We start from the raw sequence: 22,573 nt of genomic DNA, 5'->3' as shown, positions 1-22,573 counted from the left end.
TGGTGGCTGTTTTCGGGCCGGAGCAGGCCTTGGAGGGCTGGCTTTCGGGTGCTTATTCTAGAGAACAGGGTGATGTGTTTTTTGTTACCACGGCGGTCACCTGCCGCAGGGTGTTGGTGAACTCCAGCTTTCCATCGTCTTCGACCAGTGTTTTGAGATCAACCAGATAAGCGTCACGCAATTCAAGGCGTTGCGCCAGCGGCATGAAGTGCAGGTCGTACAGCCCTTCAAACCACGCCCAAAGTTCGGCCGGTGCATAGCGTCGTCGTAGCGTGATTTCGTCAATGACGACAGAGCCAAAACGGGGGCTCAGCGCGCCCAGTATCCCTTGTTGACTCATGTCGATGCCGATCAGTGCGTGCGCCGCCTGTTCGCGTTTCGCCAGCAGTGACAAGAGCCAACCGTCGCCGCAGGCCAGGTCGAGCACCGTCGTTGCTTCATCGCCGGTCGGCACGACGTTGACGAGGCATTCGTAAGTGGACGGGTAAACCCGCTGGCCCATGGTTGCGGGCAGCGGCGCGTAGGCGCGGGCCGTGACGCCAGTATTCTGGTTATGGAAGTCGGTCAGGAACTTCTCTTGGGCGCTAGGCGTTTCGGTCATGGTCGCCAATTGCCAACGAAAGCGCTCATGCCCCATGTCTTTGCCAAGTCTGGCAGGGTCGCGCTGCACTCGATCCGCTTGCGTGCACAATGCCTGCCATGCTGATCCATCCTCAAATTAATCCGGTTGCGCTGCAACTCGGGCCGCTCGCCGTCCATTGGTACGGACTGACTTATCTCGCCGCTTTTGGTCTGTTCATGTTTCTAGGCCGATTGCGCCTCAAGCACCAACCGTATGCCTCCATCACTGGCACGGGCGCGTGGAGCCGGCGCGACGTGGAAGACATTCTGTTCATGGGCGTGATGGGTGTCGTGCTGGGCGGGCGCATCGGCTACTGCCTGTTTTACAAGCCGCTCTACTACCTGGCGCATCCGCTGGAGATTTTTGCCATCTGGCAAGGCGGCATGAGCTTTCATGGCGGCATGCTGGGTGTCATTGCCGCAATGATCTGGTTTGCCCATTCACGTGGCAAACCCTGGCTGCAGGTGGCGGATTTTGTGGCGCCGTGTGTGCCGACCGGGCTGGCCGCCGGACGCGTCGGCAACTTCATCAACGGCGAGCTGTGGGGCCGTTTGAGCAGCCCGGATCTGCCGTGGGGCATGGTGTTCCGTGGCGCGGGCGACTTGCCACGGCACCCGTCGCAGGTCTACCAGTTCCTGGGCGAAGGCCTGCTGTTGTTTGTATTGCTGTGGCTGTACGCGCGCAAGGAGCGCAAGCAGGGGCAAGTGTCTGCGATCTTTTTGCTGGGTTACGGCGTGTTTCGTTTTATTGCCGAGTTCTTCCGTGAACCCGACGCCCATCTGGGCGTCTTGTCGCTCGGCATGAGCATGGGGCAGTGGCTGTGCGTGCCCATGATCGTGGGCGGTGTGGGCTTGTGGTGGTGGGCCCAGAATTCCTCATCAATTTACAAGAAATAGGGCGCTAGCCCCCGTTCTATATGCGTGACAAGCTATTTATATCGTAGCAAGCATTTTGCCGGGAAGACGATGGTTTATTCTGAGAGCCGACGGTGATGAGTTGCAAAGTGGCACAGCAGGGGCATATTCGATGCGAGCACCAAGGTACCGTGGCGCGTGTCACAATCGCCAATCAACCGAAATTCAACGCCATGTCGCGCGCCATGTGGCGTGAGTTGCGCGCTGTTTTTGAGCACATTCAATGCAACCCGGAGCTGCGTTGCGTGCTATTGGCGGGGGAGGGCGCGCATTTCTGCGCCGGCGGTGATATCTCCGAGTACGCGGCGTTCCGGTTTCAGCAAGCCAGTCTGCGCGAGTTTCATGAGAGCGACGTTTGGGGTGGCTTGCAGGCCATGCTGGACTGCGACGTCCCGATCGTGGCGCAGATCGCGGGCAATTGCATGGGCGCGGGGGTGGAGATTGCCAGCTGCTGCGATATCCGGCTGGCCGCTGCCAGCGCCCAATTCGGCGCACCGATTGCCCGGCTGGGCTTTCCAATGGCGCCGCGGGAGGCCGCACTGGTGGCGCGTGAAGTGGGCTTGGGCGTGGCGCGCCAGATGCTGTTGGCGGCGCAGATTCTCGGAGCCGCAGACATGAAGGCTGCCGGCTTTGTCAGCCAGGTGCTGCCCGACGGGGCCTTGGCAGCGCAGGCGCAAGCCAGCGCACTGCGCATCGCCGCCCTAGCACCGCTGGCGGCGCGCCTGAACAAGCAAACAATTAGAGCATTAAATCAGCCGCTAGTCCCCGTCAATAAAGGGTATGCAGCTATTAATTCAGTAGTCAATGATGCCGATGAGCCCTACGCTTACGCCGCCAGCGCCGAACACCGCGAAGGCATCACCGCCTTTCTGGAGAAGCGCAAGCCGGTGTTTTGACCGTTCAAAACTTAAAATCTGCCCGATTGTTGGGCCCAATGTGCCATGAACCCAAGTAATGCCAACCTCTTTGCTGCCCTGAGCGAGGCATTTCCGCCGGACCTCGATGCAGTCGCGATCGAGACCGACAGCGGCCTGCTGTACTCGTGGCGCGACCTGGATCGCTCGACCGCCATGCTGGCCAACCTGCTGGGGTCGCTCGGTCTGCCCGCTGGCGCGCGCATTGCCGTTCAGGTAGAAAAATCGGTCGAAGCGCTGTTGTTGTACCTGGCGACCCTGCGCGCCGGCTTTGTTTTCTTGCCGCTCAACACGGCGTATCAAAGCGCCGAGATGGCGTATTTCATCGGGAACGCCGAACCCGCCGTGCTGGTGTGCACGGCGCAAAACTTTGGCTGGCTCAGCAAGCTCGCATTCACGGCGGGCACGCACCATGTGTTCACGCTCAATGAGGACCACACCGGCTCATTGCTGGAACGTGCTGCGGCTCAGCCCGACCGGCACCAGGTGGCCCTCAAGCACGCCGATGACCTGGCGGCCATCATTTACACCAGCGGCACCACGGGACGCTCCAAAGGCGCGATGCTGACGCATGGCAATTTGCTCAGCAACGCCCAGGTGTTGAAAAGTTACTGGGGCTGGCGCAGCCAGCGTGAGGGGGGTGATGTGCTGCTGCACGCCTTGCCGATCTTTCATGTGCATGGCCTGTTTGTGGCGATTCATGGCGCGCTGCTCAACGGCAGCAAGATGATTTGGCTCAATAGGTTCGACCCCAAAACGGTGATCAAGAAGCTGCCTGAAGCTACTGTGTTCATGGGCGTGCCCACGCTCTATGGACGCCTGCTGCTTGATCCGGGGTTAACCTGGGAGGTGACGCGTCACATGCGGCTGTTCATTTCCGGCTCCGCCCCGCTGTTGATCGAGACCTTCAAGGCCTGGCAGGACCGCACCGGCCACACCATTCTGGAGCGCTATGGCATGAGTGAGACGGCCATGCTCACGTCCAACCCGTACCGCGCCTCAAGCGGTGAGCGCCGCGGCGGCACCGTCGGCTTCCCGCTGCCGGGCGTCAGCCTGCGCGTGCAGGACGACAATGGACGGCCGGTGGCGGCCGGGGAAATCGGCAACATCGAGGTCAAGGGGCCGAACGTGTTCAAGGGTTACTGGCGCATGCCGGAGAAGACCGCCGAAGAATTCACCCTGGATGGCTACTTCAAGACCGGCGACGTCGGCAAAATCGACGCACAAGGCTATGTCACGATCGTCGGGCGCAGCAAGGACCTGATCATCAGCGGCGGCTACAACGTCTACCCGGCAGAGGTGGAGGGCTATATCAACGAGTTGCCGGGCGTCGCCGAGAGCGCTGTGATTGGCGTTCCCCATGCCGACTTCGGCGAGGTGGGCCTGGCGCTGGTGGTTGCCAAGCCGGGCGCGGTGCTGGAGCCGAATCAGATTATTGCCAGTCTGAAGGCGACCCTGGCGAACTTCAAGGTGCCCAAACGATGCCTGGTTGCTCAAGAGCTGCCACGCAACAGCATGGGCAAGGTGCAAAAAAATGTGTTGCGGGAGCAGTATTCAGCGTAGCACCAGTACCGGCACGTGGGAGTGGGTCAATACCAATTGGGTTTCGCTGCCCAGCAGCAAGCGCTTGATGCCACGGCGGCCGTGTGAGGCCATCACGATCAAATCGCATTTGTGTTTTCTGGCTGCGGCAATGATGGCGTCCGACACCAGATCTGACTTGACCGTGACGGCCTTGGCCTTGACCCCTTTGGCCAGCGCGGCTTGCTGCACGGCGTCAACAATGGCCTGGCCCTCTTCAGCCCATTGCTTTTCAACCCGGCTGACCTCGGCTGCCTGCAGGGCCAGCCCACCCTCAAAGTAGCTTTGCGGGTAGCGTGGAATGATTTTTACCGCCACCAGCTCGGCCTCGCACAGCGCCGCCAGTTCAATTGCGTTGTTGACGGCCTTTTTCGACAAGGTGGAACCATCGGTGGCGACGAGAATCTTTTTGTACATGCGTTTCTCCTGGGGGCTAAAGCTGGACAGCTTACACCGCCCGTTCGCTGTTGTTTTGATGGTCGTCAAGTAAACTGCGGGCCTCGTCGGCAACTCTTGGAACCCATGTCACTTGCCCGCCCGGTGGCCGCCGTTGCGCCGTCACCCATCCCGACTCATCTAAGGGACAGCAGCCCGACCAATGCACCTGACGTTGATGCGACTGCGGACAGGTTGCGCCTGCTCGACGATCCGCAGGAGTGGTCGGCCTTCAGTCGGCCCGATGCCAAGCGCGAGAATGTCTGGGAGTCCAATATTCTGATTGAAGGGATGCACTGCGCGGCCTGCGCCTTGACGCTCGAAGACGCGTTGCTGGGTGTGCCGGGCGTGCTGACGGCCGAAGTGAGTGCGGGCAGCCACCGGGCCCGCGTGCTCTGGTCAGCCGACGCGGTGCGCCCTTCTGACTGGATGCGTGCCGTTCAAACCGCAGGGTACCGCGCCGTACCGGCCAATGATGCATTCGCCCGCGAGCGCCGAAAAAATGAAGCCCGCAAGGCGCTTTGGCGCCTGCTGGTGGCCGGGCTGTGCATGATGCAAGTGATGATGTACGCCTACCCGGCCTACGTCGCCGAACCAGGCGATCTGACGGCCGAAATGGAGCAACTGCTGCGCTGGGCGTCCTGGGTGTTGACGCTGCCGGTGGTTTTGTTCTCCTGCGGGCCGTTTTTTGGCAGTGCGCTGCGCGATGTTCTGCATCGGCGCATCAGCATGGATTTGCCGGTGGCCTTGGGTATGCTGATTACGTTTTCCGTCAGCACCGCCGGCACGTTTGAGCCGCTGGGCATTTTTGGCCGCGAGGTCTATTTCGACTCGCTCACCATGTTTGTTTTCTTTCTACTGTCGGGCCGCTGGCTGGAGTTGCGCCTGCGGGACCGGACGGCCGGCGCACTGGAAGTGTTGATGAACCGCCTGCCCGACAGCGTGGCCCGTCGGCTTGGCGACGGCAGCTATGAGCGCGTGCCGGTGCGCCGCCTGGTGCTGGGCGACGTCATGCGCATCCTGCCGGGCGAGAGTTTTCCAGCCGATGGTGTCGTGCTGCAAGGCGAGACGACCGTCGATGAGGCCTTGCTCACGGGCGAGTCACGTCCGGTTCCGCGTGGCATGGGTGCGCCGGTGATTGCCGGCAGTCATAACCTGTCATCGGTGGTTCAGGTGCGGGTCGAACGGCTTGGCGATCAGACCCGCTTTGCACAGATTGTGGCGCTGATGGAAAGCGCATCCACGACCAAGCCACCGATCGCGCGCCTGGCCGATCGCATTGCCAAACCGTTCTTGCTGGCGGTGCTGCTGGCAGCGGGCCTGGCCTGTGCTTTTTGGTGGGGGCGGGGACCGGGCCACGCGCTGATGGTGGCGGTGGCGGTGCTGGTCGTCACCTGCCCTTGTGCCTTGTCGCTGGCAACGCCTGCCGCGATGTTGGCGGCCGCGGGCACGCTGGCGCGTCGGGGTGTGCTGGTGCGTCGACTCGAAGCTTTTGAGGCGTTGGCGGCGATTGACACGGTGGTGTTTGATAAGACCGGCACCTTGACGCGCGATGCCATGGTGTTGGGCGACAGTCAGACGCGCTCGGGCGTTGCGACCGAGCAGGCGCTGGCCATGGCGGCCGCGTTGGCGTGCCATTCACTGCACCCGGTCTCGCGGGCCTTGGTGCTGGCTGCGGGCGAGGTGGCAACATCCGTGCGGTGGCAGGCCGAAAGCGTGTGCGAATTGGCCGGCGCCGGGGTGTCGGGCCGGGTCTGTTCTGACCGCGCCAGTGGTGCGGCAGTGGATCTGCGGCTCGGTTCTGCGGATTTTTGTGGTGTTGAGACGGTGCGGCCAGACTCATTGCAAGTTTGTCTGAGCGACGCGCAAGGCTGGCTGGCGACGTTTGAATTTCATGAGGAGCTGCGGCCCGACGCCATGAGCACGGTAACAGCCTTGCAGGCTGCGGGTATCAATGTTTATTTGTTGTCGGGCGACAGCATGACGGCGGCAGCCAGGGTTGCCACTCAGGTCGGCATTAAAGCGTTCAAGGGTGCCTGTTCACCTCAGGATAAGCTCGATTTTCTGCGCCACGCCCAACAACAGGGCCATAAGGTGGCCGTCGTGGGAGATGGTCTCAACGACGGCCCCGTACTGGCCGGCGCCCATGTGTCGTTCGCCTTTGGTCAAGCGGTACCGCTGGCGCAGGCGCAGGCGGATTTTGTGGTGCTAGGTGATCAACTCGATGCGGTTTCGCAAGCGCTGGATCTGGCTCGGCGCACCTTGCGTGTCGTGCGGCAAAATCTCTGGTGGGCGGCCGGTTACAACGCGGTCTGTGTGCCGCTCGCGATGGTGGGGTGGATGCCGGCCTGGCTGGCCGGTTTAGGGATGGGTTTGAGCTCATTGTTGGTGGTGCTCAATGCCCTGCGTTTGGCAAAACAACCGGACAGTTGAGAGGGTCATTATGGATATACTGTATTTGCTGGTTCCTTTGTCGGTGATTCTTGTTTTTTTTATCCTTGGCGGCTTGTGGTGGGCAATCTACCGTGGTCAATTTGAGGACATCGAGTCTGAAGGCGAGCGAATTCTCAAGGATTCATGAGAATTCTTGTAAGAATTTGACATGGTTCATAGGGTCTACTGGGACATGACGAGTGGACATGACAAACCATAAGAAACTAACGTAAAACAAACTGAGAAGAGGTGAATATGGCATTTTCAAATACGCTGGCAACTACCTACGACGACAAGGTTGTCAGGCAGTTTGCTGTCATGACCGTGGTCTGGGGCGTCGTTGGCATGCTGGTCGGCGTGATCATTGCCGCCCAGTTGACATGGCCAGAGCTTAACTTTGGTATTTCGTGGCTCAGCTATGGTCGCCTGCGGCCCTTGCACACCAATGCGGTGATTTTTGCCTTTGGTGGCTGTGGTTTGTTTGCCGCTTCGTACTACGTGGTTCAGCGAACCTGCCAGGTCAGCCTGTTTGCCAGTCGTCTGGCCTCTTTTACTTTTTGGGGCTGGCAACTGGTGATTCTTGCTGCCGCTGTTTCTTTGCCACTCGGGTTCACCCAAGGCAAAGAATACGCAGAGCTGGAATGGCCGATTGACATCCTGATTACCCTGGTCTGGGTCTCCTACGCGATTGTGTTTTTTGGCACGGTCGGCACCCGCAAAGTCCGGCATATCTATGTCGCCAACTGGTTTTTTGGCTCTTTTATTCTGGCCGTCGCGTTGCTGCACTTGGTTAACAGTGCCGCCATTCCGGCGGGCTACATGAAGTCCTATTCGGCTTATGCCGGTGTGCAGGATGCCATGGTGCAGTGGTGGTATGGCCACAACGCGGTGGGTTTCTTTCTGACGGCCGGCTTTCTGGGCATGATGTATTACTTCATTCCCAAGCAGGCTGAACGTCCGGTCTATTCTTACCGCCTGTCCATCGTTCACTTCTGGGCGCTGATCTTTACCTACATGTGGGCGGGCCCGCACCATCTGCACTACACCGCGCTGCCGGATTGGACGCAATCGGTGGGCATGGTCTTTTCACTGATTCTGCTGGCGCCAAGTTGGGGCGGCATGATCAACGGCATCATGACCTTGTCGGGTGCCTGGCATAAATTGCGCGATGACCCTATTTTGCGTTTCCTGATTGTGTCGTTGTCGTTTTATGGCATGTCTACCTTTGAAGGTCCGATGATGTCGATCAAGACGGTCAATGCCTTGTCGCACTACACCGACTGGACTGTCGGCCACGTGCACTCCGGGGCGCTGGGCTGGGTGGGCCTCGTGACCATGGGCAGTATGTACTACCTGATTCCCAAGCTGTTTGGCCAGAAGCAGATGTACAGCGTGAAGGCTATTGAGGTCCATTTCTGGACCGCGACGATCGGGATCGTCATCTACATCGCGGCCATGTGGATTGCCGGCGTGATGCAGGGTCTGATGTGGCGTTCGATCAACCCCGATGGCACTTTGACCTACTCTTTTGTGGAGTCCGTCAAAGCGACCTTCCCGTTCTACGTGCTGCGTTTGCTGGGTGGTCTTTTGTACCTGACTGGCATGCTGGTCATGCTCTGGAATACATTCAAGACGGCGACCAAGGGCCGCTCCGTTGCCGTGGCCATTCCGGCCGTTGTAGCCCACGCTTGAGAAGGAAAATACCATGGCAAACGACAAGGCAAGCGGCGGAATGTCGCACGCAAAAATTGAAACCAACAACTTCCTGATGATCGTCTTGATCTTGCTGGTGTTGTTGGTGGGTGGCTTGGTGGAGATCGTTCCGCTGTTTTTCCAGAAGTCCACGACGGAGCCAATCAACGGGCTACAACCGTACACGGCACTTCAGTTGGCCGGGCGTGACATCTACACGCGGGAGGGGTGCTACAACTGCCACTCGCAGATGATCAGGCCGTTCCGCTCAGAGACGCTGCGTTATGGCCACTATTCAGTCGCAGGCGAATTCGTCTACGACCATCCCTTTCAGTGGGGCAGCAAGCGCACCGGTCCTGACCTGCACCGGGTCGGTGGCAAGTACAGCGATCAGTGGCATGCGACCCACCTGAACAATCCGCGCGATTTGGTGCCGGAATCGAATATGCCGGCCTATCCATGGCTTCTTAGAGACACAGTGGATGCGGACTCCATGCCGGCGCACATGAAAGCACTGCGGATGGTCGGCGTGCCTTACACCGACGAGCAAATCGGCCAATCCTCTGCTGAACTCAAGGGCAAGAAGGAAATCGACGCCGTCATTGCCTACTTGCAGGTTTTAGGAACCTTGGTCAAGTAAACGGGAGATATTTCGTATGGAATTCGACATCAACACCCTTCGTTCGTTGGCCACGGTGGCTAGCTTCATCACGTTTATCGGCATCATTGTGTGGGCCTATTCCCGCCGCAATGCGGCCGATTTTGAGGAAGCCGCCAACCTGCCTTTCGAGCAAGACTGAAGAACGGCAATAAAAGGATAAAAAATGAGCGACTTCACCAGTAATTTTTGGGCGATCTACGTCGCCGGAATCACCGTCGTCAGTATCGTGGCTTGCTTGCTGCTGCTGATACTGACCGGCAAGTCCAAAGGCATAACGAGCAGCGACAACACCACCGGACATGTGTGGGATGGGGACTTGCGCGAGATGAACAACCCCCTGCCGCGCTGGTGGGCCTGGTTGTTTGTCATCACGATTGTTTTCGCTTTTATTTACCTGGCCCTGTATCCGGGGCTGGGCACTTATCGTGGCACCCTGGGTTGGACGTCGGTTGGACAACACCAGACGGAAGTTGACAAGGGCAATGCAGAAGTTGCCCCCTTATATGCCAAGTTTTCGGCCATGAAACCCGAAGACGTGGCCAAAGATGCGCAGGCCATGGCCATTGGTGAGCGTTTGTTCATGAACAACTGCGCCCAGTGTCACGGCTCCGATGCTCGCGGGAACAAGGGTTTCCCGAATTTGACTGATAGCGATTGGTTAGGTGGCGGTACGCCTGAGATTATCAAAGCCACCATCACCAACGGTCGCATCGGCGTGATGCCGCCGATGGCCGCGGCTGTCGGTACAGCGGCGGATGTCAAGAACCTGGCACAGTACGTGTTGAGTCTGTCTGGCAGCCCGCACGACTCCGTTCAGGCGGCTCTGGGCAAAGAGAAATTTGCGGTTTGCGCTGCTTGTCACGGCCCGGATGGCAAAGGGATGCAGTTGCTTGGCTCTGCCAACCTGACCGACAACATCTGGTTGCACGGTTATGGCGAAAAAATCATTGTTGCCATGATCAATGAAGGCAAAACAAACCAGATGCCCGCCCAGGGTGACAAGTTCACAGAAGCCCAGATTCATGTTCTGGCGTCCTATGTGTGGGGGCTTTCCAATCAAGGCGGTGCCGCTGCTCAGTAAGCTGGCTACCATGGGCTTGGTAGGCACTTGGAAAGTACACCGTTGAACAATAAGGCGCTCGGCAATCGCAAGGTCATCCCTATCGTTGCCCAGGAAGGGTACGAGCCGCCGCGTCCGTCGGAGCCGACGGATGACGGCATGCTCTCCCTGTACGCCTCGCACAAGACGATTTACCCGCGCAGTGTTTCGGGCCTGTTCTCGAACTGGCGCTGGGGCATGGTCTGGCTGACGCAGATCATCTTTTACGGTCTGCCCTGGTTAGAGTGGGGCCAACGCCAGGCGGTCCTGTTTGACCTGGCCTCGCGGCGCTTCTACATCTTTGGCCTTGTCCTGTACCCGCAGGACTTCATCTACCTCACCGGCATGCTGGTCATCGCAGCCCTGTCGCTGTTTCTCTTTACGGCGGTGGCCGGGCGCCTGTGGTGCGGCTACGCCTGCCCGCAGACGGTCTACACCGAAATCTTCCTGTGGATCGAGAAGAAGGTTGAAGGTGATCGCTCCGCGCGCATGCGCCGCGATGCCAAACCGCTGTCGTTGGACAAGGTGATGCGCAAGTCCACCAAACACTTCCTGTGGCTGGCCGTGGCGCTATGGACCGGCTTTACCTTTGTCGGTTACTTCACGCCGATCAAGCAGCATGGCATCGACTTCCTGCAGATGAGCATGGGCTCCTGGGAAGTATTCTGGACCTTCTTCTACGGCTTTGCCACCTACGGCAACGCCGGCTTCATGCGTGAGCAGGTCTGCTTGCACATGTGCCCCTATGCGCGCTTTCAAAGCGCCATGTTTGACAAAGACACCCTGGTTGTCACCTATGACGCTGAGCGCGGCGAGCCGCGCGGGGCCCGTTCACGCCGAGCCGACCCGACCCAGTTGAATCTGGGCGCCTGCGTCGATTGCAGCCTGTGCGTGCAGGTCTGTCCGACCGGCATTGATATTCGCAACGGCCTGCAATACGAATGCATCGGCTGCGGCGCCTGTGTCGACGTCTGCGACACCGTGATGGACAAGATGGGTTACGCACGTGGCCTGATCAAATACACCACCGAACACGCCATGCAGCAGCACTGGAGCCAGTCGCAAACCTTGCGCCATGTGCTGCGCCCACGGATTCTGATTTACACCGCCATTCTGGCGGCAATTGTGATGGCGATGGTGACCAGCCTGGCGCTGCGCAAACCGTTCAAGGTGAACGTAATCCGCGACCGCGGCGTCATGGCACGCATGGTCGAGGCGGGCAAGATTGAGAACGTCTACCGGCTGCAAGTCATGAATGCGACCGAGACGGATCAGCGCTTCAAAGTCACGGTGTCGGGCTTGCCCGGGCTGGCGGTGACCTCAAGCAATGAGTTGACGGTGCCAGCAACGCAGGCGCGCTCGCTGGTGGTTCGGGCCCAGTTGCCACCCGATATGGCGCCTGCCGGTTCACACCCGATCAAATTCGAAATTGAATCAATTGATATGAAGGTCCATGATGCAGAGAAGTCTGTATTCTTGGTGCCGAATTAAGGATGACTTATGCAAAAAAATACCCTTGAAGCACCTGAGCCCTGGTGGAAGTTTGGCTATGTATGGCTTGTCGTGGCTGGTCCGGCCATTGTGGTCGTGGCGGCCATTTTTACTTTTTATCTTGCGGTGACGAGACCCGATCAACTCGTCAGCGAAGACTATTACCGCCAGGGAATTGAAATCAACAAGACTTTGGGGGCTGCGCAGGCTGCCAGTTTGGCACCTGCGCTACAGGCCCGAAATCATGCGCAGACTGGCGTTGTACCCAGTGGACAAACTCCCAGCAGGCCTTGAACGCAATATTCTCTGAAATACAGGAGGCTCACCCATGTCGTCGCACCGTTTGATGTGGATTATCTGGCCCGCCTTTCTGGTGGCCGGCGTGCTTGAAATACTGGTGTTTTCGATGGTTGATCCGCAAGACCTGCAGTGGTTCGGTCAGCCCGTCGAGTTGTCACGTCAAGCTGTTTACACCATCGCATTTTTTGTCTTTTGGGGCATCAGCGTGTTGGGCAGCGGTTTGACTACCTTGTTGTCGATGTCGCCGTTTGAAGTCAACCGTTGCCCGCTGCCAGCCGACGCACGCCCAGACGGATGCCCCAAGCAAGGGCCGTGCTGAGTTAGTTCTTCTCAGGCCGTGCCGGCACCGGATTTTGGATTGACGATGTCCTTCAGCGCGTCCGTGTTGATGATACGCACGTGGCGTTGTTTGACTTCCACAATGCCTTCTTCAGCGAATCTTGAAAATGTCCGGCTGACGGTTTCGAGTTTCAATCCCAAAAAACTGCCGATTTCTTCACGCGTCATGCGCAGTACCAACTCGGACTGCGAGAAGCCTCGGGCGTGCAGTCGCTGAACCAGGTTCAATAGGAAGGTGGCGAGACGTTCCTCTGCGCGCATGCTGCCGAGCAGCAGCATGACACCATGTTCCCGCACGATCTCGCGGCTCATGATTTTGTGAACGTGGCGCTGGAGTGCATTGACCTCGCGCGACAATTCTTCAATGCGATCAAAGGGCATGACGCAGACCTCAGCGTCCTCCAATGCAACGGCGTCGCATGTGTGGTAATCATTGACGATGCCATCGAGACCCACGACTTCACCAGCCATCTGGAAACCCGTGACCTGATCCCGCCCATCCTCGGAGGCCACGCAGGTCTTGAAAAAGCCGGTTCGGATGGCGTACAGGCTGGTGAACTTCTCGCCATTGCGAAAGAGAAGGGAACCACGCTTGACCGTGCGCCGGGCGGCGACAATATCGTCTATCAGATCAAGTTCCTCTTTGCTCAAGCCCATCGGCATGCAAAGTTCCCGCAAGTTACAGTTAGAGCACGCGACTTTGATGGAATGAGGATTCATGTTCTTATTTTGGCACTAATCATTGACCTGTTCTGATGTGGGTCAATTTTTTAGCTCTTACACTTTCTTATGATTGATCTTTGATCAACAAACAATTTCAATTTTCGACGCATATTTGTCATATATGACAAGGAATCCCCATGAACACAGCCGTTGCTGATCCCATTTCCGAAGAGTTGATCCGCCGCTTTGACGTATCTGGACCCCGTTACACCTCTTATCCGACAGCGGACCGCTTTGTCGAGGCATTTTCAGCTGAGGACTATACCCAAGCCTTGAGGCTGAGACGGGCTGGCGGGGCTGCCATGACGCTCCCTTTGTCCTTGTATGTTCATATTCCGTTTTGTGAGTCCCTGTGCTATTACTGCGCCTGCAACAAGATCATCACCAAACACCATGATCGCGCCGGGCCTTACCTGCGCTATTTGAGCCGTGAGGTCGACTTGCACACGGAACAACTCGGTGTCGGACAAACCGTGACGCAACTGCATCTGGGCGGCGGCAGCCCAACCTTTTTGACGGATGACGAGCTGCGCGAATTGATGGCCATGTTGCGGCGCAACTTTGCTTTCGCCCCAAGCGGTGAATACTCCATCGAGGTGGATCCGCGCACGATTGATGCATCCCGGCTGGATACCTTGGCCGAGTTGGGGTTCAATCGCTTGAGCTTTGGAATCCAGGACTTTGACCCTGACGTTCAAAAATCGGTGCACCGTGTGCAGCCGGCCGAACAGGTTTTTGCATTGGTGGCAGCCGCCCGCGAACGCGGCTTTGATTCCATCAATGCCGATCTGATTTATGGTCTGCCTCTGCAAAGCCCGGAGTCATTTGACCGCACGCTGGCGCAAGTCGTCGAGTTGCGGCCAGAGCGCATAGCACTGTACGCCTATGCCCATTTGCCGGAGCGGTTCAAGCCCCAGCGCCGCATTCCTACCGTTGAGATTCCCAGCGGTGCGGCCAAGGTCGCCATGTTGGCACGTTCCATGGCCGCCTTTATGGGCGCTGGCTACGTTTATGTCGGGATGGATCATTTTGCGTTGCCGACCGACTCGCTGGCGATTGCCAAGCGGCAAGGGCGGTTGCACCGCAATTTCCAGGGTTACAGCACCCAGCCCGATTGCGATCTGATTGGACTGGGTGTTTCATCCATTGGCCGCATTGGTGCCACTTACAGCCAGAATGCCAAGACGCTCGAAGAATATTACGATCACTTGGATCAGGGCCACTTCCCGGTGGTGCGTGGCTTGGCTTTGACGCGTGACGACCTGTTGCGTCGTGCTGTCATTATGGCCATCATGTGCCAAGGCCGGGTGTTGTTCGAATCCATTGAGTTGGCGCATTTGGTCGAGTTTCGCAAGTACTTTGCCCCTGAGATGGAAGCCCTGCAAAAGCTGGCAGATCAAGGCATGGTCACGGTGGACGAGACCGGTATTCAAGTCACTGATATGGGCTGGTTCTTTGTCCGCGCGGTGGCCATGGTGTTTGATCGGTATCTGCAAACCGACCGCACACGCGCCAAGTTTTCAAAAATCATCTAATCGGGTCAATGCAAACCTCTCTGGCTGTCACCGCCTTGTTGATGGGATTGGCCGGAGGGCCGCACTGCATTGCCATGTGTGGCGCTGCCTGCGCCGGGATTGGGCAAGCAGCCGGCCCACGCAAAAATTCCGCTATGTGGAGCTTTCAGGCCGGGCGGATCTTGGGCTATTCCGCGCTTGGGGCGCTGGCTGCGGCCTCTCTGCAAGGCTTGGGGTGGTTGACGGTGCAATCCGCCGCACTGCGCCCCGTATGGACGCTTTTTCATGTGGCCACCCTGGTGCTGGGCCTGTTGTTGCTCTGGAAAGCGCAGCAACCGGTCTGGCTCGAGCAGGCGGGCAAAAAAATTTGGACCGGCGCACGTTCACTGGCTCAAGGGCGGGGCCGGGGCGCACCACTGGTGATTGGTGCACTCTGGACTTTCTTGCCCTGCGGCTTGCTCTACTCGGCCTTGTTGGTTGCCGCTTTGACCGGTCATGCCCTGGAAGGTGCCCTGGTGATGACCCTGTTTGCATTGGGCACCAGTGTCTCCATGATGGCCGGACCCTGGTTGTGGCTGCGTTTGCGGGGTAATGGCGCTGGCGATTGGGGCGTTCGCCTGGCTGGTCTGGCATTGGCTGCCAGTTCAGTCTGGGCCTTGTGGATGGCGTATGCCCACGACGCCGCGCCCTGGTGTGCCACTGCCTGACAAGTATTTACTGCGAACTCTGAACGCCAGACGTCAGCGCACCTTGACCCGATCGCCGTCTTTGAGCTTGGTGTCCGGGTAGACAATCACCTGGGTGCCCTTTGTCAGGCCCGACTTGACCCATGCTTCGACACCGTTACGTGCGCTCACTTCAACCTCTTGCAGGCGGGCGCGGCCATTGTCCAGAGCAAAAAGGCCAGAGCGCGCACCAACCGGAAACAAGGCGCTGACCGGAATCTTGATGACGTTCTCCATCACCTGGACTAATACCCGCACATCGACCTTGAACCCATCGCCCAGTGTGTGCCATTTTTCTGGGGGCGAGGTGATGTCAATAATTGTATTGACGCGCTGCTCTTCCACCCCCAATGCAGAGACTTTGGTAAATGCCGCCGGTTCAATCAGTCGCACCTGACCGGTCAGAACGTCCGGGCCACCCCAGTTGGAGAGCTGCGCCGCAGTGCCGGGCTTGATCTGCGCGGCATCTTCGGTCAGGATGTCCACGACCACTTCAAGCTGCGTTGGGTCACCCAGTTCCATGATCGGCGTGCCAGCCATCAGGATACCTTCGCTTTGCTGCAGCACCTTCAGAACCTTGCCGGACACGGGCGCCTTGACCTCGTAGGCCCGCTGCGGGCCGTCTTGCGGGGATTGCGAGAACTGTTTTAGTACGATGCGCGACTGTTCCAGCTCATGGCGCGCGGCAGCTTCTTCCTGGCGCGCACTCTCCAACTCTTTCTCACGCAGGCGCACATTCAGTCGTCCGGTTTCATTCTGGTTGGGAGATAAAAAGCCCTGTTGTGCCAGCGCTTCGCTGCGCTTGAGTTCCGCTCGCGCCTGGTCAAGCGCCGCGTCAGCTCGCCCGACGTTGGCCTGTGCCCGTGCCACCGAGGCCTGCATTGCACCAATACGCGCACTCTGCTCGGCGCGGGTGCGCTCATCAAGCAATGCCGGCGCCACTGGCCAGAATGTCGCCACGGCGGCATCACGCACCACTGTATCGCCTTGCTTGAGGAGGATGCGTGCCACGCGACCTGCCAGCGGCGCCGAAACGACATAACGGTCGCGCAAGCGCGTCTTGCCATCCTCCTGCACAGAACGCTCAAACCGTCCCTGGGTTACCGCCGCAATCTCGACTTCTGCCGGGGTCGGCATGAAGGCCCATCCCAGCAGCCCCAGCACCAGCACGCTGACGAAGCCAATCCATATTTTTCTTTTCATTTTTTTTTCTCCAGTCTTCCTATTCGCGCGTCTTCAGTACACCAACCAGATCCAGCGTATCCACCCGGCGGCGCACGATGAGCGCGCTGACAATGCCGGCACCGAACACGCACAGTACAGCGTAGGCGTAGGTGGCGGGCTGGATCACGAAAGGAAAATAGAATTCATCCGTCTTGATCAAGCCGACGATGGTCGATGCCAAAAAGTAGCCCAGTGCCATTCCCAAGGGTGTGGCCAGCACGATTTCAATGGCCAGTTCGCCGAGCAGAAAGGCCGAGACTTCGCCCCGGGTGAATCCGAGCACCCGCAGACTGGCCAGCTCCCAGGCCCGTTCTGCCAGCGCGATGCGGGCGTTGTTGTAGACCACGCCGATGGCGATGATGGTCGCAAATGCGGTCAGAATGCCGCTGAACACCATCAGATTGCGCGCGGTGACGTCCTCAATGTTCTGTTTCATGACAGACTTGCTGAAAGCTACCGCGACCCGCGGAAGCTCTTTGAGCTCGTTCAACAGGTCTGCGTCATGCCCACGGTCCACGGCGACGGTGAGCTGATTGACGATATCGCCCTCCCGAAGGAGGGTGTTCAATGCGTGCCGTTCGATGTAGGCGTTCATGCCCAGCATCTCGGTCACGACGTCCGCTACCTTGATGTCCAGCGCTTCACGCCGCCCTTCCAGAAGCTCCAGCCGCAACGTGTCGCCCGGTTTGACCCTGAGGCGATCCGCCAGGCGGTCGGTCAGAAGCAATCCGTTATGCGGCGGATTGAACACCTGGTGTTCCAGACCGACGATGCGGTGCAGTTCGGGCTGTTCAGGTTTTCCCTGGATCGCGCCGCGCCAGGTGTGATTGGCGTTGACAAGTCGCGCGGCGACCGTGCGGACGCCTTCCACCGCGGTGACATGCGGCAGTCTGGCCATTTCATGCTGGATGCGGGCCGGCGTCGCCTCGATCAGACTGATCGTCACATCCCCCCGCAGCACCTGATTGAACTGGGTGCCCATCAAGACCGCGATCGAGTCGCGCCAGAAGGCGCCAGTGATCACGATCGCCATCGCCACGGCAATACCGAAGATGGTCAGCCCGGTGCGCAGCGGGCGGCGCTCCATGGTTCGCAAGATCATGCGAACCGCCGGCGAGAACCAGTGGCGCAAGCCCAGTTTTTCGATCAGCATCGGCCTGTAGGTGCCAGGGGCGGGTGGGCGCATGGCTTCGGCGGGCGCCAACTGTACCGTGGCCCGAATGGCACCCAGCGTCGCCAGCACCGCGGCCGACATGGTGACGCCGACCGCGGCGAGAATGAGCGCCGGCTTGACCCGATAGTTCAATTCCGGAAAACGGAACACATCCGCATAGATGCCTACAAACCAGTGCCCTAGCGCCGCTCCCAAGGCCAGGCCCATGGCCAGCCCCAACACCACAATCACCGACACCAGTTTCAAATAGTGCAGACCAATGGCCTGGTTCTCATAGCCCAGCGCCTTCAAGGCGGCAATCTGTTCGCGCTGTGTCGCAATCTGCCGGCTGAGAACCACATGCAGCAAGAACCCAGCCACGGCCAGAAAAATACTGGGCAATACCGTGCCGAGCACACGCTGCTCCTTGATCTCGGAGTTGAGAATCATGTGCGACATCTGCAGATCACGGCCATGGGCGCTGATTCCGCCATAGGGCGTGAGCAAGCGGTCTAGCTGGTCGATGATGGGGCCTTCGGTCGCCCCTGGGCCAAGGCGCACCGCCACCTGGTTGAAGGCGCCTTCCATGTTGTAGGCAGCGGCCAGAGCCCGCCGGTCGACCCAGAAGACGCCAAAGCCGCGCTGATCGGGTGAACCGGCCATGCCCGCGAAAATGTACTCGGGCGACAGTGCAACGCCCACAATCAGCAATTCCTCACGCTTGCCGTTGACCAGCGCGCCAATGCGGTCACCGGGTTTGAGCTGGCGTCCCACCGCAAAGCCTTCTGACACCAGCGCTTCGATGGCGCCACTGCGATGCGCCTCGATCATGCGCCCGCTGCGCAGATGCACCTTGTTCAGACGTTGCGGTGCCCGAGCGTCAAGCCCAATCAGGCGGCCAACGATAGGGTCTGCCACATTCGGTATGGTGACTGGTACAAGCTCGGTCAGCGAAGTTTCGACATGGGCTGCGCCGGCAATGGTCTCCAACTGACGCTCCAGAGAGAGGGGCGCCCGCTTGAGCGTGGCAAACACATCGGCAAAACGTGCGTCGGCGTAATACAGATCGCGCGACCAGGACAGGGCATCGTAGGCGCTGAAGGTCGTGATAAAACCTGCCACGCTGCTGGCGACGACCAGCGCGATGGTTAGCGCCTGGCTCCACATCAAGCGCAGATCCCTGAGTAGCTTGCGGTCCAGCGCTTTCACCAGGGAGCCTTTACCAGGATAGCTCGGACGGTTTGAGCTTGTGGGCGTTTTTCTCAACACGCTGGATGCGCCCGCCGCCCAGGTACAGCACGCGATCTGACATGCCGGCAATCGCGGCATTGTGCGTAATGACGATGGCGGTTGTGCCCAGTTCCCGGTTGACGCGTTCGATCACTTCGAGCACCAGTTTTCCGGTCACATAGTCCAGCGCGCCAGTCGGTTCGTCGCACAGCAACACCTCTGGGCGTTTGACGATGGCCCGTGCAATGGCCACACGCTGCTGCTCGCCGCCGGACAGCTGGGATGGGAAGTGGTCCAACCGCTCGGCCAGACCGACGAGACCGAGGGCTTCATCGGCGGGCATGGGGTTGTCAGCAATATCGGTGACCAATTCAACGTTCTCGCGCACGGTCAGGCTGGGTATCAGGTTGTAGAACTGAAACACAAAGCCCACATGCTCGCGCCGGTATTGCGTCAGCTGCGACTCGGTCGCCGCTGTGAGGTCATGTTCGGCAAAACGGGCGATGCCGCTGGTCGGTCGGTCCAGCCCTCCCAATATGTTCAGCAAAGTTGATTTTCCGCTGCCTGACGGGCCTAGCAGGACGATGAATTCGCCGCGATAAATCGTCAGATCGACATCCACGAGGGCGTGGACTTTCACCTCGCCCATCTGGTAGGTCTTGCTCAAGGCTTTTGCAGTGAAAACAGCGGGCCGACCGGCATCATCAACGGGTGTTTCGTCGGTGGTCTGGTGGGTGAGTGGGGGGTCAAGCACAGTCTGGGCCTTGCAGTGGGCAGTTCCATTCGACAATGTGCCATGCATCAGGGCTGCGGCAATTGATGTTTGTCATGTATCTGCGGCTTGTGACAAGACTGGGATAATTCAGCCCATGCTGAGCCCGAAACCCGTTCCCCCCGACCGCTGGAGGCTGTCCGTTGCCCCGATGTTGGACTGGACTGATCGCCATTGCCGCTACTTTCATCGCCTGCTGACGCACCGCGCGCTGCTGTACACCGAAATGGTGACCACCGGCGCCTTGATGCATGGCGATGTGCCGCGCCACCTGCGCTACAACGTCCAAGAGCATCCACTCGCGCTCCAACTCGGCGGCAGCGAGCCGGCGGACCTGGCCCATTGCGCCCGCCTGGGCGAGCAGTGGGGTTACGACGAGATCAACCTCAATTGCGGCTGCCCGAGTGAGCGGGTGCAGCGTGGCTCATTTGGCGCCTGCCTGATGGCTGAGCCGCAGTTGGTGGCGGATTGCGTCAAGGCGATGGTCGATGCCGTGCAGGTGCCGGTCACCGTGAAACACCGCATTGGCATCGACAAAACCGAGAGCTACGACTTTGTGCGTGATTTTGTGGGCACGGTCGGCGAGGCTGGCTGTCATACCTTCATCGTGCACGCCCGCAATGCCTGGCTCAAAGGCCTCTCACCGAAGGAAAACCGTGAGGTGCCACCCTTGCGCTATGAATTGGCCTATCGGCTCAAACAAGATTTTCCCCAGCTCACCGTCATCGTGAATGGCGGCATTACCCGCAATGAGCAGATAGCCGGCCACCTGACGCATCTGGACGGGGTGATGCTGGGGCGCGAGGCCTATCACAACCCGTGGTGGCTCGCTTCCTGGGATGCGACGTTTTACGGGGCTGCAGCCACAGAACTCACCCGCGAGGAGGTTGAAGCACAGATGTGCGACTACATGAGCCATGAGGCCGTCGAGCACGGCACCGCCTGGCCCACCATTGCCCGCCATATGCTGGGCCTGCGTCACGGACTGCCGGGGGCGCGTCATTGGCGCCAGGTTTGGAGCAATCACAAGCTCAAAGGCCTGCCAGCGCGTGAGGTGATGGCATTGGCGCACGGAGGCCAGCTTGTTTCCGCCTGAGTCACGGCATCGTGTGGCTCAGGCGCTGATCTGGGTGATTCCCGCGTTGTGGGCGGTGAATTTCATCGTTGCGCGAAAGGCGCCGGGCGTGGTGGAGCCCTATACGCTCGCCCTGGGCCGCTGGGCGTTGGCGGGTGCCATGCTGGTGTTCCTGGCCCGCGCTGAGCTGTGGCGTGAGCGACGCAGCATCGCCGCCGTGTGGCATCAGTACGTCGTGCTGGGTTTCCTGGGCATGCTGGTCTGTGGGGCTTGGGTCTACCTGGGTGGCAAAACCACTGGGGCCATGAACATTGCACTGATCTATTCGGCCTCGCCGGTGCTGATTGCATTGGGGGCGGTGGTGTGGCTGGGTGAACGCTTCGCTTTCAGGCAGGTTGTCGGTGTTGCTGTGGCCATGGCGGGTGTGATGCACGTCGTTGTGAGGGGCCAGTGGTCGGCCTTGGCAAGCGTCCAGTGGGTGGCGGGTGACGGCTGGATTTTTGCCGCGATGGTGTCGTGGGCTTTGTACGCGCTGCTGCAAAAAAAATGGCACAGTTCTTTGAGCGCCACCGCCCGCTTGGCGGCGATTTGCGCCGGCGGTGTGTTGGTGTTGTTGCCGTGCGCCCTGTGGGAAATGGCCCTGCCCAGCACGCCCGCCTGGAGTTGGCAGGCCACCTGGTTAACGGTGCTCGCGGCGCTGCTGCCAGGGCTGGGTGCTTACTGGTGCTATGGCTGGGCGCAAAAATTACTGGGTGCCAGCCGCGTCGCCGTCACGCTCTACCTCGGGCCGCTGTATGCCGCATTGGCGGCTTGGGGCGTGCTCAACGAGCCTTTGGGCTGGCACCATCTCACGGGAGCGGCCTTGATCTTGCCGGGGGTCTTTTTGGTGACGCGCACTACAGGTACGCCAACCCGGAGCCAGGCCTCGGCAGAAGTCGGCTGAACTGCTGAGCCAGGAAATTTATTTTTTTTATGTATTAAATCAGGCTCTAGCCCGCGTCAATATTGCGTGAGAAGCTATAAAAAATGTAGTTATGCAGGTACTCGAGAGTCCTGCATTGACCCTCGTGGCGCATGCGCTCATATTGCAGTCAAAGTCCATGTCTGGTGACAGTGCAGCCCATGAGGAAGACGCCAGCTCGGCGACCGTCAAGACCGACGGCATGGGTTTCAAATGGATGTGCGCGACACTTGTCAAATATCAAGCGCCGGTGCGACTGGCGTCATAAAGTTTGTTTTGTTTGCTGCGGCGGTTTGTCGGCTTGCACGTCAAATGCCGGGCTCAGTCGGTGCAGCAAACTGGACCAACAAGCCGTTGCGATGTTGGACGTCACCCCTGCGGATTGCAGTCCCCGCCCGGGGCACCGGATCGTTTCGGTTGACTGGCTGGATTGCCTGGAGCGAACGATGACAACAAGTGATAAACCCGAACCAGTCCAAGTGGAACAAGTCGCCTGCGATATCTGCCTGAAGGAGGTGCCCCTCAGCGAAGCCATCGTTCCCGAAGCGACGGACTACGTGGCGCATTTTTGCGGCCTGGATTGCTATGACAAGTGGAAGAGCCAGCAAGGCAAGATCGATGAGACAGTCGATAAGCCTCACCCATGACGCCCTGAAGTGTTGACGACGGCGCCTGTTCGCCTCGTGTCACTGCGGTGTGTGCCGCCAATGATTTG

24 protein-coding genes are annotated in these 22,573 nt (G+C 59.2%); 18 read left to right on the top strand and 6 right to left on the bottom strand.

Translation table 11 applies throughout. From position 1 onward, the window contains the following. Window positions 1-52: 52 nt before the first annotated feature. Window positions 53-601, bottom strand: coding sequence for a class I SAM-dependent methyltransferase (locus GZ093_RS00525; RefSeq protein WP_296480532.1), 549 nt, complete (start codon window positions 599-601; stop codon window positions 53-55). A 98-nt stretch (window positions 602-699) separates the two neighbouring features. Here GZ093_RS00525 and lgt point away from each other — a divergent pair, with 98 nt between their 5' ends. The 3 genes from lgt to GZ093_RS00510 all read left to right on the top strand — a co-directional run bounded on the left by lgt (window position 700) and on the right by GZ093_RS00510 (window position 4,013). Further along, window positions 700-1,518 (top strand): prolipoprotein diacylglyceryl transferase, encoded by an 819-nt coding sequence (lgt, locus tag GZ093_RS00520; protein WP_296480530.1) that lies wholly within the window; start codon window positions 700-702, stop codon window positions 1,516-1,518. Window positions 1,519-1,613: 95 nt separating this feature from the next. Next, entirely contained in the window at window positions 1,614-2,432 is an 819-nt protein-coding gene (locus tag GZ093_RS00515; protein WP_296480601.1) for an enoyl-CoA hydratase/isomerase family protein, read from the top strand. A gap of 45 nt (window positions 2,433-2,477) precedes the next feature. Continuing rightward, window positions 2,478-4,013 (top strand): malonyl-CoA synthase, encoded by a 1,536-nt coding sequence (locus GZ093_RS00510; protein ID WP_296480527.1) that lies wholly within the window; start codon window positions 2,478-2,480, stop codon window positions 4,011-4,013. Here the strand turns inward: GZ093_RS00510 and GZ093_RS00505 are convergent. Further along, entirely contained in the window at window positions 4,005-4,448 is a 444-nt protein-coding gene (locus tag GZ093_RS00505; protein ID WP_296480526.1) for a universal stress protein, read from the bottom strand. The two genes, GZ093_RS00510 and GZ093_RS00505, sit on opposite strands and share 9 nt — an antisense overlap. Before the next feature lie 105 nt (window positions 4,449-4,553). On the opposite strand from GZ093_RS00505, the gene GZ093_RS00500 reads away from it, so the two are divergent. From GZ093_RS00500 to GZ093_RS00460, 9 genes are all read left to right on the top strand, one after another. Further along, window positions 4,554-6,899, top strand: a complete 2,346-nt coding sequence (locus GZ093_RS00500) for a cation-translocating P-type ATPase (RefSeq protein ID WP_296480524.1) — start codon at window positions 4,554-4,556, stop codon at window positions 6,897-6,899. 10 nt (window positions 6,900-6,909) lie between these two features. Next, entirely contained in the window at window positions 6,910-7,047 is a 138-nt protein-coding gene (gene ccoS / locus GZ093_RS00495; RefSeq protein ID WP_296480521.1) for a cbb3-type cytochrome oxidase assembly protein CcoS, read from the top strand. A gap of 107 nt (window positions 7,048-7,154) precedes the next feature. Continuing rightward, complete coding sequence (ccoN, locus tag GZ093_RS00490; protein ID WP_296480519.1) at window positions 7,155-8,591, top strand: cytochrome-c oxidase, cbb3-type subunit I; 1,437 nt, start codon at window positions 7,155-7,157, stop codon at window positions 8,589-8,591. A 13-nt stretch (window positions 8,592-8,604) separates the two neighbouring features. Next, entirely contained in the window at window positions 8,605-9,231 is a 627-nt protein-coding gene (gene ccoO / locus GZ093_RS00485; protein ID WP_296480516.1) for a cytochrome-c oxidase, cbb3-type subunit II, read from the top strand. A gap of 16 nt (window positions 9,232-9,247) precedes the next feature. Further along, the gene (locus tag GZ093_RS00480; protein WP_296480514.1) at window positions 9,248-9,391 is read left to right on the top strand and encodes a cbb3-type cytochrome c oxidase subunit 3; all 144 of its coding nucleotides are present in this window, start codon (window positions 9,248-9,250) and stop codon (window positions 9,389-9,391) included. Between the two features lie 24 nt (window positions 9,392-9,415). Next, window positions 9,416-10,333 (top strand): cytochrome-c oxidase, cbb3-type subunit III, encoded by a 918-nt coding sequence (ccoP, locus tag GZ093_RS00475; protein ID WP_296480509.1) that lies wholly within the window; start codon window positions 9,416-9,418, stop codon window positions 10,331-10,333. A 138-nt stretch (window positions 10,334-10,471) separates the two neighbouring features. Then, a complete protein-coding gene (gene ccoG, locus GZ093_RS00470; protein WP_296480599.1) occupies window positions 10,472-11,842 on the top strand; it encodes a cytochrome c oxidase accessory protein CcoG in 1,371 nt (456 codons plus the stop codon). 9 nt (window positions 11,843-11,851) lie between these two features. Next, window positions 11,852-12,136: a FixH family protein gene (locus tag GZ093_RS00465; protein ID WP_296480506.1), complete on the top strand. Its 285-nt coding sequence runs from the start codon at window positions 11,852-11,854 to the stop codon at window positions 12,134-12,136. Window positions 12,137-12,170: 34 nt separating this feature from the next. Next, complete coding sequence (locus GZ093_RS00460; protein ID WP_296480503.1) at window positions 12,171-12,461, top strand: hypothetical protein; 291 nt, start codon at window positions 12,171-12,173, stop codon at window positions 12,459-12,461. Window positions 12,462-12,472: 11 nt separating this feature from the next. Here the strand turns inward: GZ093_RS00460 and fnr are convergent, their stop codons facing one another. Then, window positions 12,473-13,201, bottom strand: coding sequence for a fumarate/nitrate reduction transcriptional regulator Fnr (fnr, locus tag GZ093_RS00455; RefSeq protein ID WP_296480500.1), 729 nt, complete (start codon window positions 13,199-13,201; stop codon window positions 12,473-12,475). 140 nt (window positions 13,202-13,341) lie between these two features. Between fnr and hemN the strand changes: the two genes are divergently transcribed. Then, window positions 13,342-14,739 carry an oxygen-independent coproporphyrinogen III oxidase gene (gene hemN, locus GZ093_RS00450; protein ID WP_296480496.1) on the top strand — a complete coding sequence of 466 codons (1,398 nt, stop codon included), beginning with the start codon at window positions 13,342-13,344 and terminating at the stop codon, window positions 14,737-14,739. A gap of 8 nt (window positions 14,740-14,747) precedes the next feature. After that, window positions 14,748-15,425, top strand: a complete 678-nt coding sequence (locus GZ093_RS00445) for a sulfite exporter TauE/SafE family protein (protein WP_296480492.1) — start codon at window positions 14,748-14,750, stop codon at window positions 15,423-15,425. A gap of 33 nt (window positions 15,426-15,458) precedes the next feature. Here the strand turns inward: GZ093_RS00445 and GZ093_RS00440 are convergent, their stop codons facing one another. The 3 genes from GZ093_RS00440 to GZ093_RS00430 are packed head-to-tail and all read right to left on the bottom strand — an operon-like array spanning window position 15,459 to window position 19,699. Then, window positions 15,459-16,646 (bottom strand): HlyD family efflux transporter periplasmic adaptor subunit, encoded by a 1,188-nt coding sequence (locus GZ093_RS00440; protein WP_296480490.1) that lies wholly within the window; start codon window positions 16,644-16,646, stop codon window positions 15,459-15,461. A gap of 19 nt (window positions 16,647-16,665) precedes the next feature. Further along, on the bottom strand, window positions 16,666-19,029 hold the full coding sequence (locus GZ093_RS00435; RefSeq protein WP_296480489.1) for an ABC transporter permease: 2,364 nt from the start codon (window positions 19,027-19,029) through the stop codon (window positions 16,666-16,668). 10 nt (window positions 19,030-19,039) lie between these two features. Beyond that, window positions 19,040-19,699 (bottom strand): ABC transporter ATP-binding protein, encoded by a 660-nt coding sequence (locus GZ093_RS00430; protein ID WP_296480596.1) that lies wholly within the window; start codon window positions 19,697-19,699, stop codon window positions 19,040-19,042. 220 nt (window positions 19,700-19,919) lie between these two features. Here GZ093_RS00430 and dusA point away from each other — a divergent pair, with 220 nt between their 5' ends. The 4 genes from dusA (at window position 19,920) to GZ093_RS00410 (ending at window position 22,505) form a co-directional block, all read left to right on the top strand. Continuing rightward, window positions 19,920-20,918, top strand: a complete 999-nt coding sequence (gene dusA, locus GZ093_RS00425; RefSeq protein ID WP_296480486.1) for a tRNA dihydrouridine(20/20a) synthase DusA — start codon at window positions 19,920-19,922, stop codon at window positions 20,916-20,918. After that, a complete protein-coding gene (locus GZ093_RS00420; RefSeq protein WP_296480484.1) occupies window positions 20,905-21,840 on the top strand; it encodes a DMT family transporter in 936 nt (311 codons plus the stop codon). The genes dusA and GZ093_RS00420 overlap by 14 nt, the downstream gene beginning before the upstream one ends. Before the next feature lie 157 nt (window positions 21,841-21,997). Beyond that, entirely contained in the window at window positions 21,998-22,126 is a 129-nt protein-coding gene (locus GZ093_RS00415) for a hypothetical protein (protein WP_296480482.1), read from the top strand. A 91-nt stretch (window positions 22,127-22,217) separates the two neighbouring features. Next, entirely contained in the window at window positions 22,218-22,505 is a 288-nt protein-coding gene (locus tag GZ093_RS00410; protein ID WP_296480480.1) for a DUF3330 domain-containing protein, read from the top strand. Window positions 22,506-22,573 lie beyond the last annotated feature (68 nt).

The organism is Rhodoferax sp., assembly GCF_010365055.1.
GTDB lineage: Bacteria > Pseudomonadota > Gammaproteobacteria > Burkholderiales > Burkholderiaceae_C > Rhodoferax.
The sequence above is the reverse complement of the archived record's forward strand: the minus strand, read 5'-3'. Positions and strand labels throughout refer to the sequence as shown.

Excerpts from the sequence above, each read along its gene's own strand:
- GZ093_RS00525 (WP_296480532.1), bottom strand. The coding sequence starts at position 601 with ATGACCGAAACGCCTAGCGCCCAAGAGAAGTTCCTGACCGACTTCCAT.
- lgt (WP_296480530.1), top strand. The coding sequence starts at position 700 with ATGCTGATCCATCCTCAAATTAATCCGGTTGCGCTGCAACTCGGGCCG.
- GZ093_RS00515 (WP_296480601.1), top strand. The coding sequence starts at position 1,614 with ATGAGTTGCAAAGTGGCACAGCAGGGGCATATTCGATGCGAGCACCAA.
- GZ093_RS00510 (WP_296480527.1), top strand. The coding sequence starts at position 2,478 with ATGAACCCAAGTAATGCCAACCTCTTTGCTGCCCTGAGCGAGGCATTT.
- GZ093_RS00505 (WP_296480526.1), bottom strand. The coding sequence starts at position 4,448 with ATGTACAAAAAGATTCTCGTCGCCACCGATGGTTCCACCTTGTCGAAA.
- GZ093_RS00500 (WP_296480524.1), top strand. The coding sequence starts at position 4,554 with ATGTCACTTGCCCGCCCGGTGGCCGCCGTTGCGCCGTCACCCATCCCG.
- ccoS (WP_296480521.1), top strand. The coding sequence starts at position 6,910 with ATGGATATACTGTATTTGCTGGTTCCTTTGTCGGTGATTCTTGTTTTT.
- ccoN (WP_296480519.1), top strand. The coding sequence starts at position 7,155 with ATGGCATTTTCAAATACGCTGGCAACTACCTACGACGACAAGGTTGTC.
- ccoO (WP_296480516.1), top strand. The coding sequence starts at position 8,605 with ATGGCAAACGACAAGGCAAGCGGCGGAATGTCGCACGCAAAAATTGAA.
- GZ093_RS00480 (WP_296480514.1), top strand. The coding sequence starts at position 9,248 with ATGGAATTCGACATCAACACCCTTCGTTCGTTGGCCACGGTGGCTAGC.
- ccoP (WP_296480509.1), top strand. The coding sequence starts at position 9,416 with ATGAGCGACTTCACCAGTAATTTTTGGGCGATCTACGTCGCCGGAATC.
- ccoG (WP_296480599.1), top strand. The coding sequence starts at position 10,472 with ATGCTCTCCCTGTACGCCTCGCACAAGACGATTTACCCGCGCAGTGTT.
- GZ093_RS00465 (WP_296480506.1), top strand. The coding sequence starts at position 11,852 with ATGCAAAAAAATACCCTTGAAGCACCTGAGCCCTGGTGGAAGTTTGGC.
- GZ093_RS00460 (WP_296480503.1), top strand. The coding sequence starts at position 12,171 with ATGTCGTCGCACCGTTTGATGTGGATTATCTGGCCCGCCTTTCTGGTG.
- fnr (WP_296480500.1), bottom strand. The coding sequence starts at position 13,201 with ATGAATCCTCATTCCATCAAAGTCGCGTGCTCTAACTGTAACTTGCGG.
- hemN (WP_296480496.1), top strand. The coding sequence starts at position 13,342 with ATGAACACAGCCGTTGCTGATCCCATTTCCGAAGAGTTGATCCGCCGC.
- GZ093_RS00445 (WP_296480492.1), top strand. The coding sequence starts at position 14,748 with ATGCAAACCTCTCTGGCTGTCACCGCCTTGTTGATGGGATTGGCCGGA.
- GZ093_RS00440 (WP_296480490.1), bottom strand. The coding sequence starts at position 16,646 with ATGAAAAGAAAAATATGGATTGGCTTCGTCAGCGTGCTGGTGCTGGGG.
- GZ093_RS00430 (WP_296480596.1), bottom strand. The coding sequence starts at position 19,699 with ATGGGCGAGGTGAAAGTCCACGCCCTCGTGGATGTCGATCTGACGATT.
- dusA (WP_296480486.1), top strand. The coding sequence starts at position 19,920 with ATGCTGAGCCCGAAACCCGTTCCCCCCGACCGCTGGAGGCTGTCCGTT.
- GZ093_RS00415 (WP_296480482.1), top strand. The coding sequence starts at position 21,998 with ATGTCTGGTGACAGTGCAGCCCATGAGGAAGACGCCAGCTCGGCGACC.
- GZ093_RS00410 (WP_296480480.1), top strand. The coding sequence starts at position 22,218 with ATGTTGGACGTCACCCCTGCGGATTGCAGTCCCCGCCCGGGGCACCGG.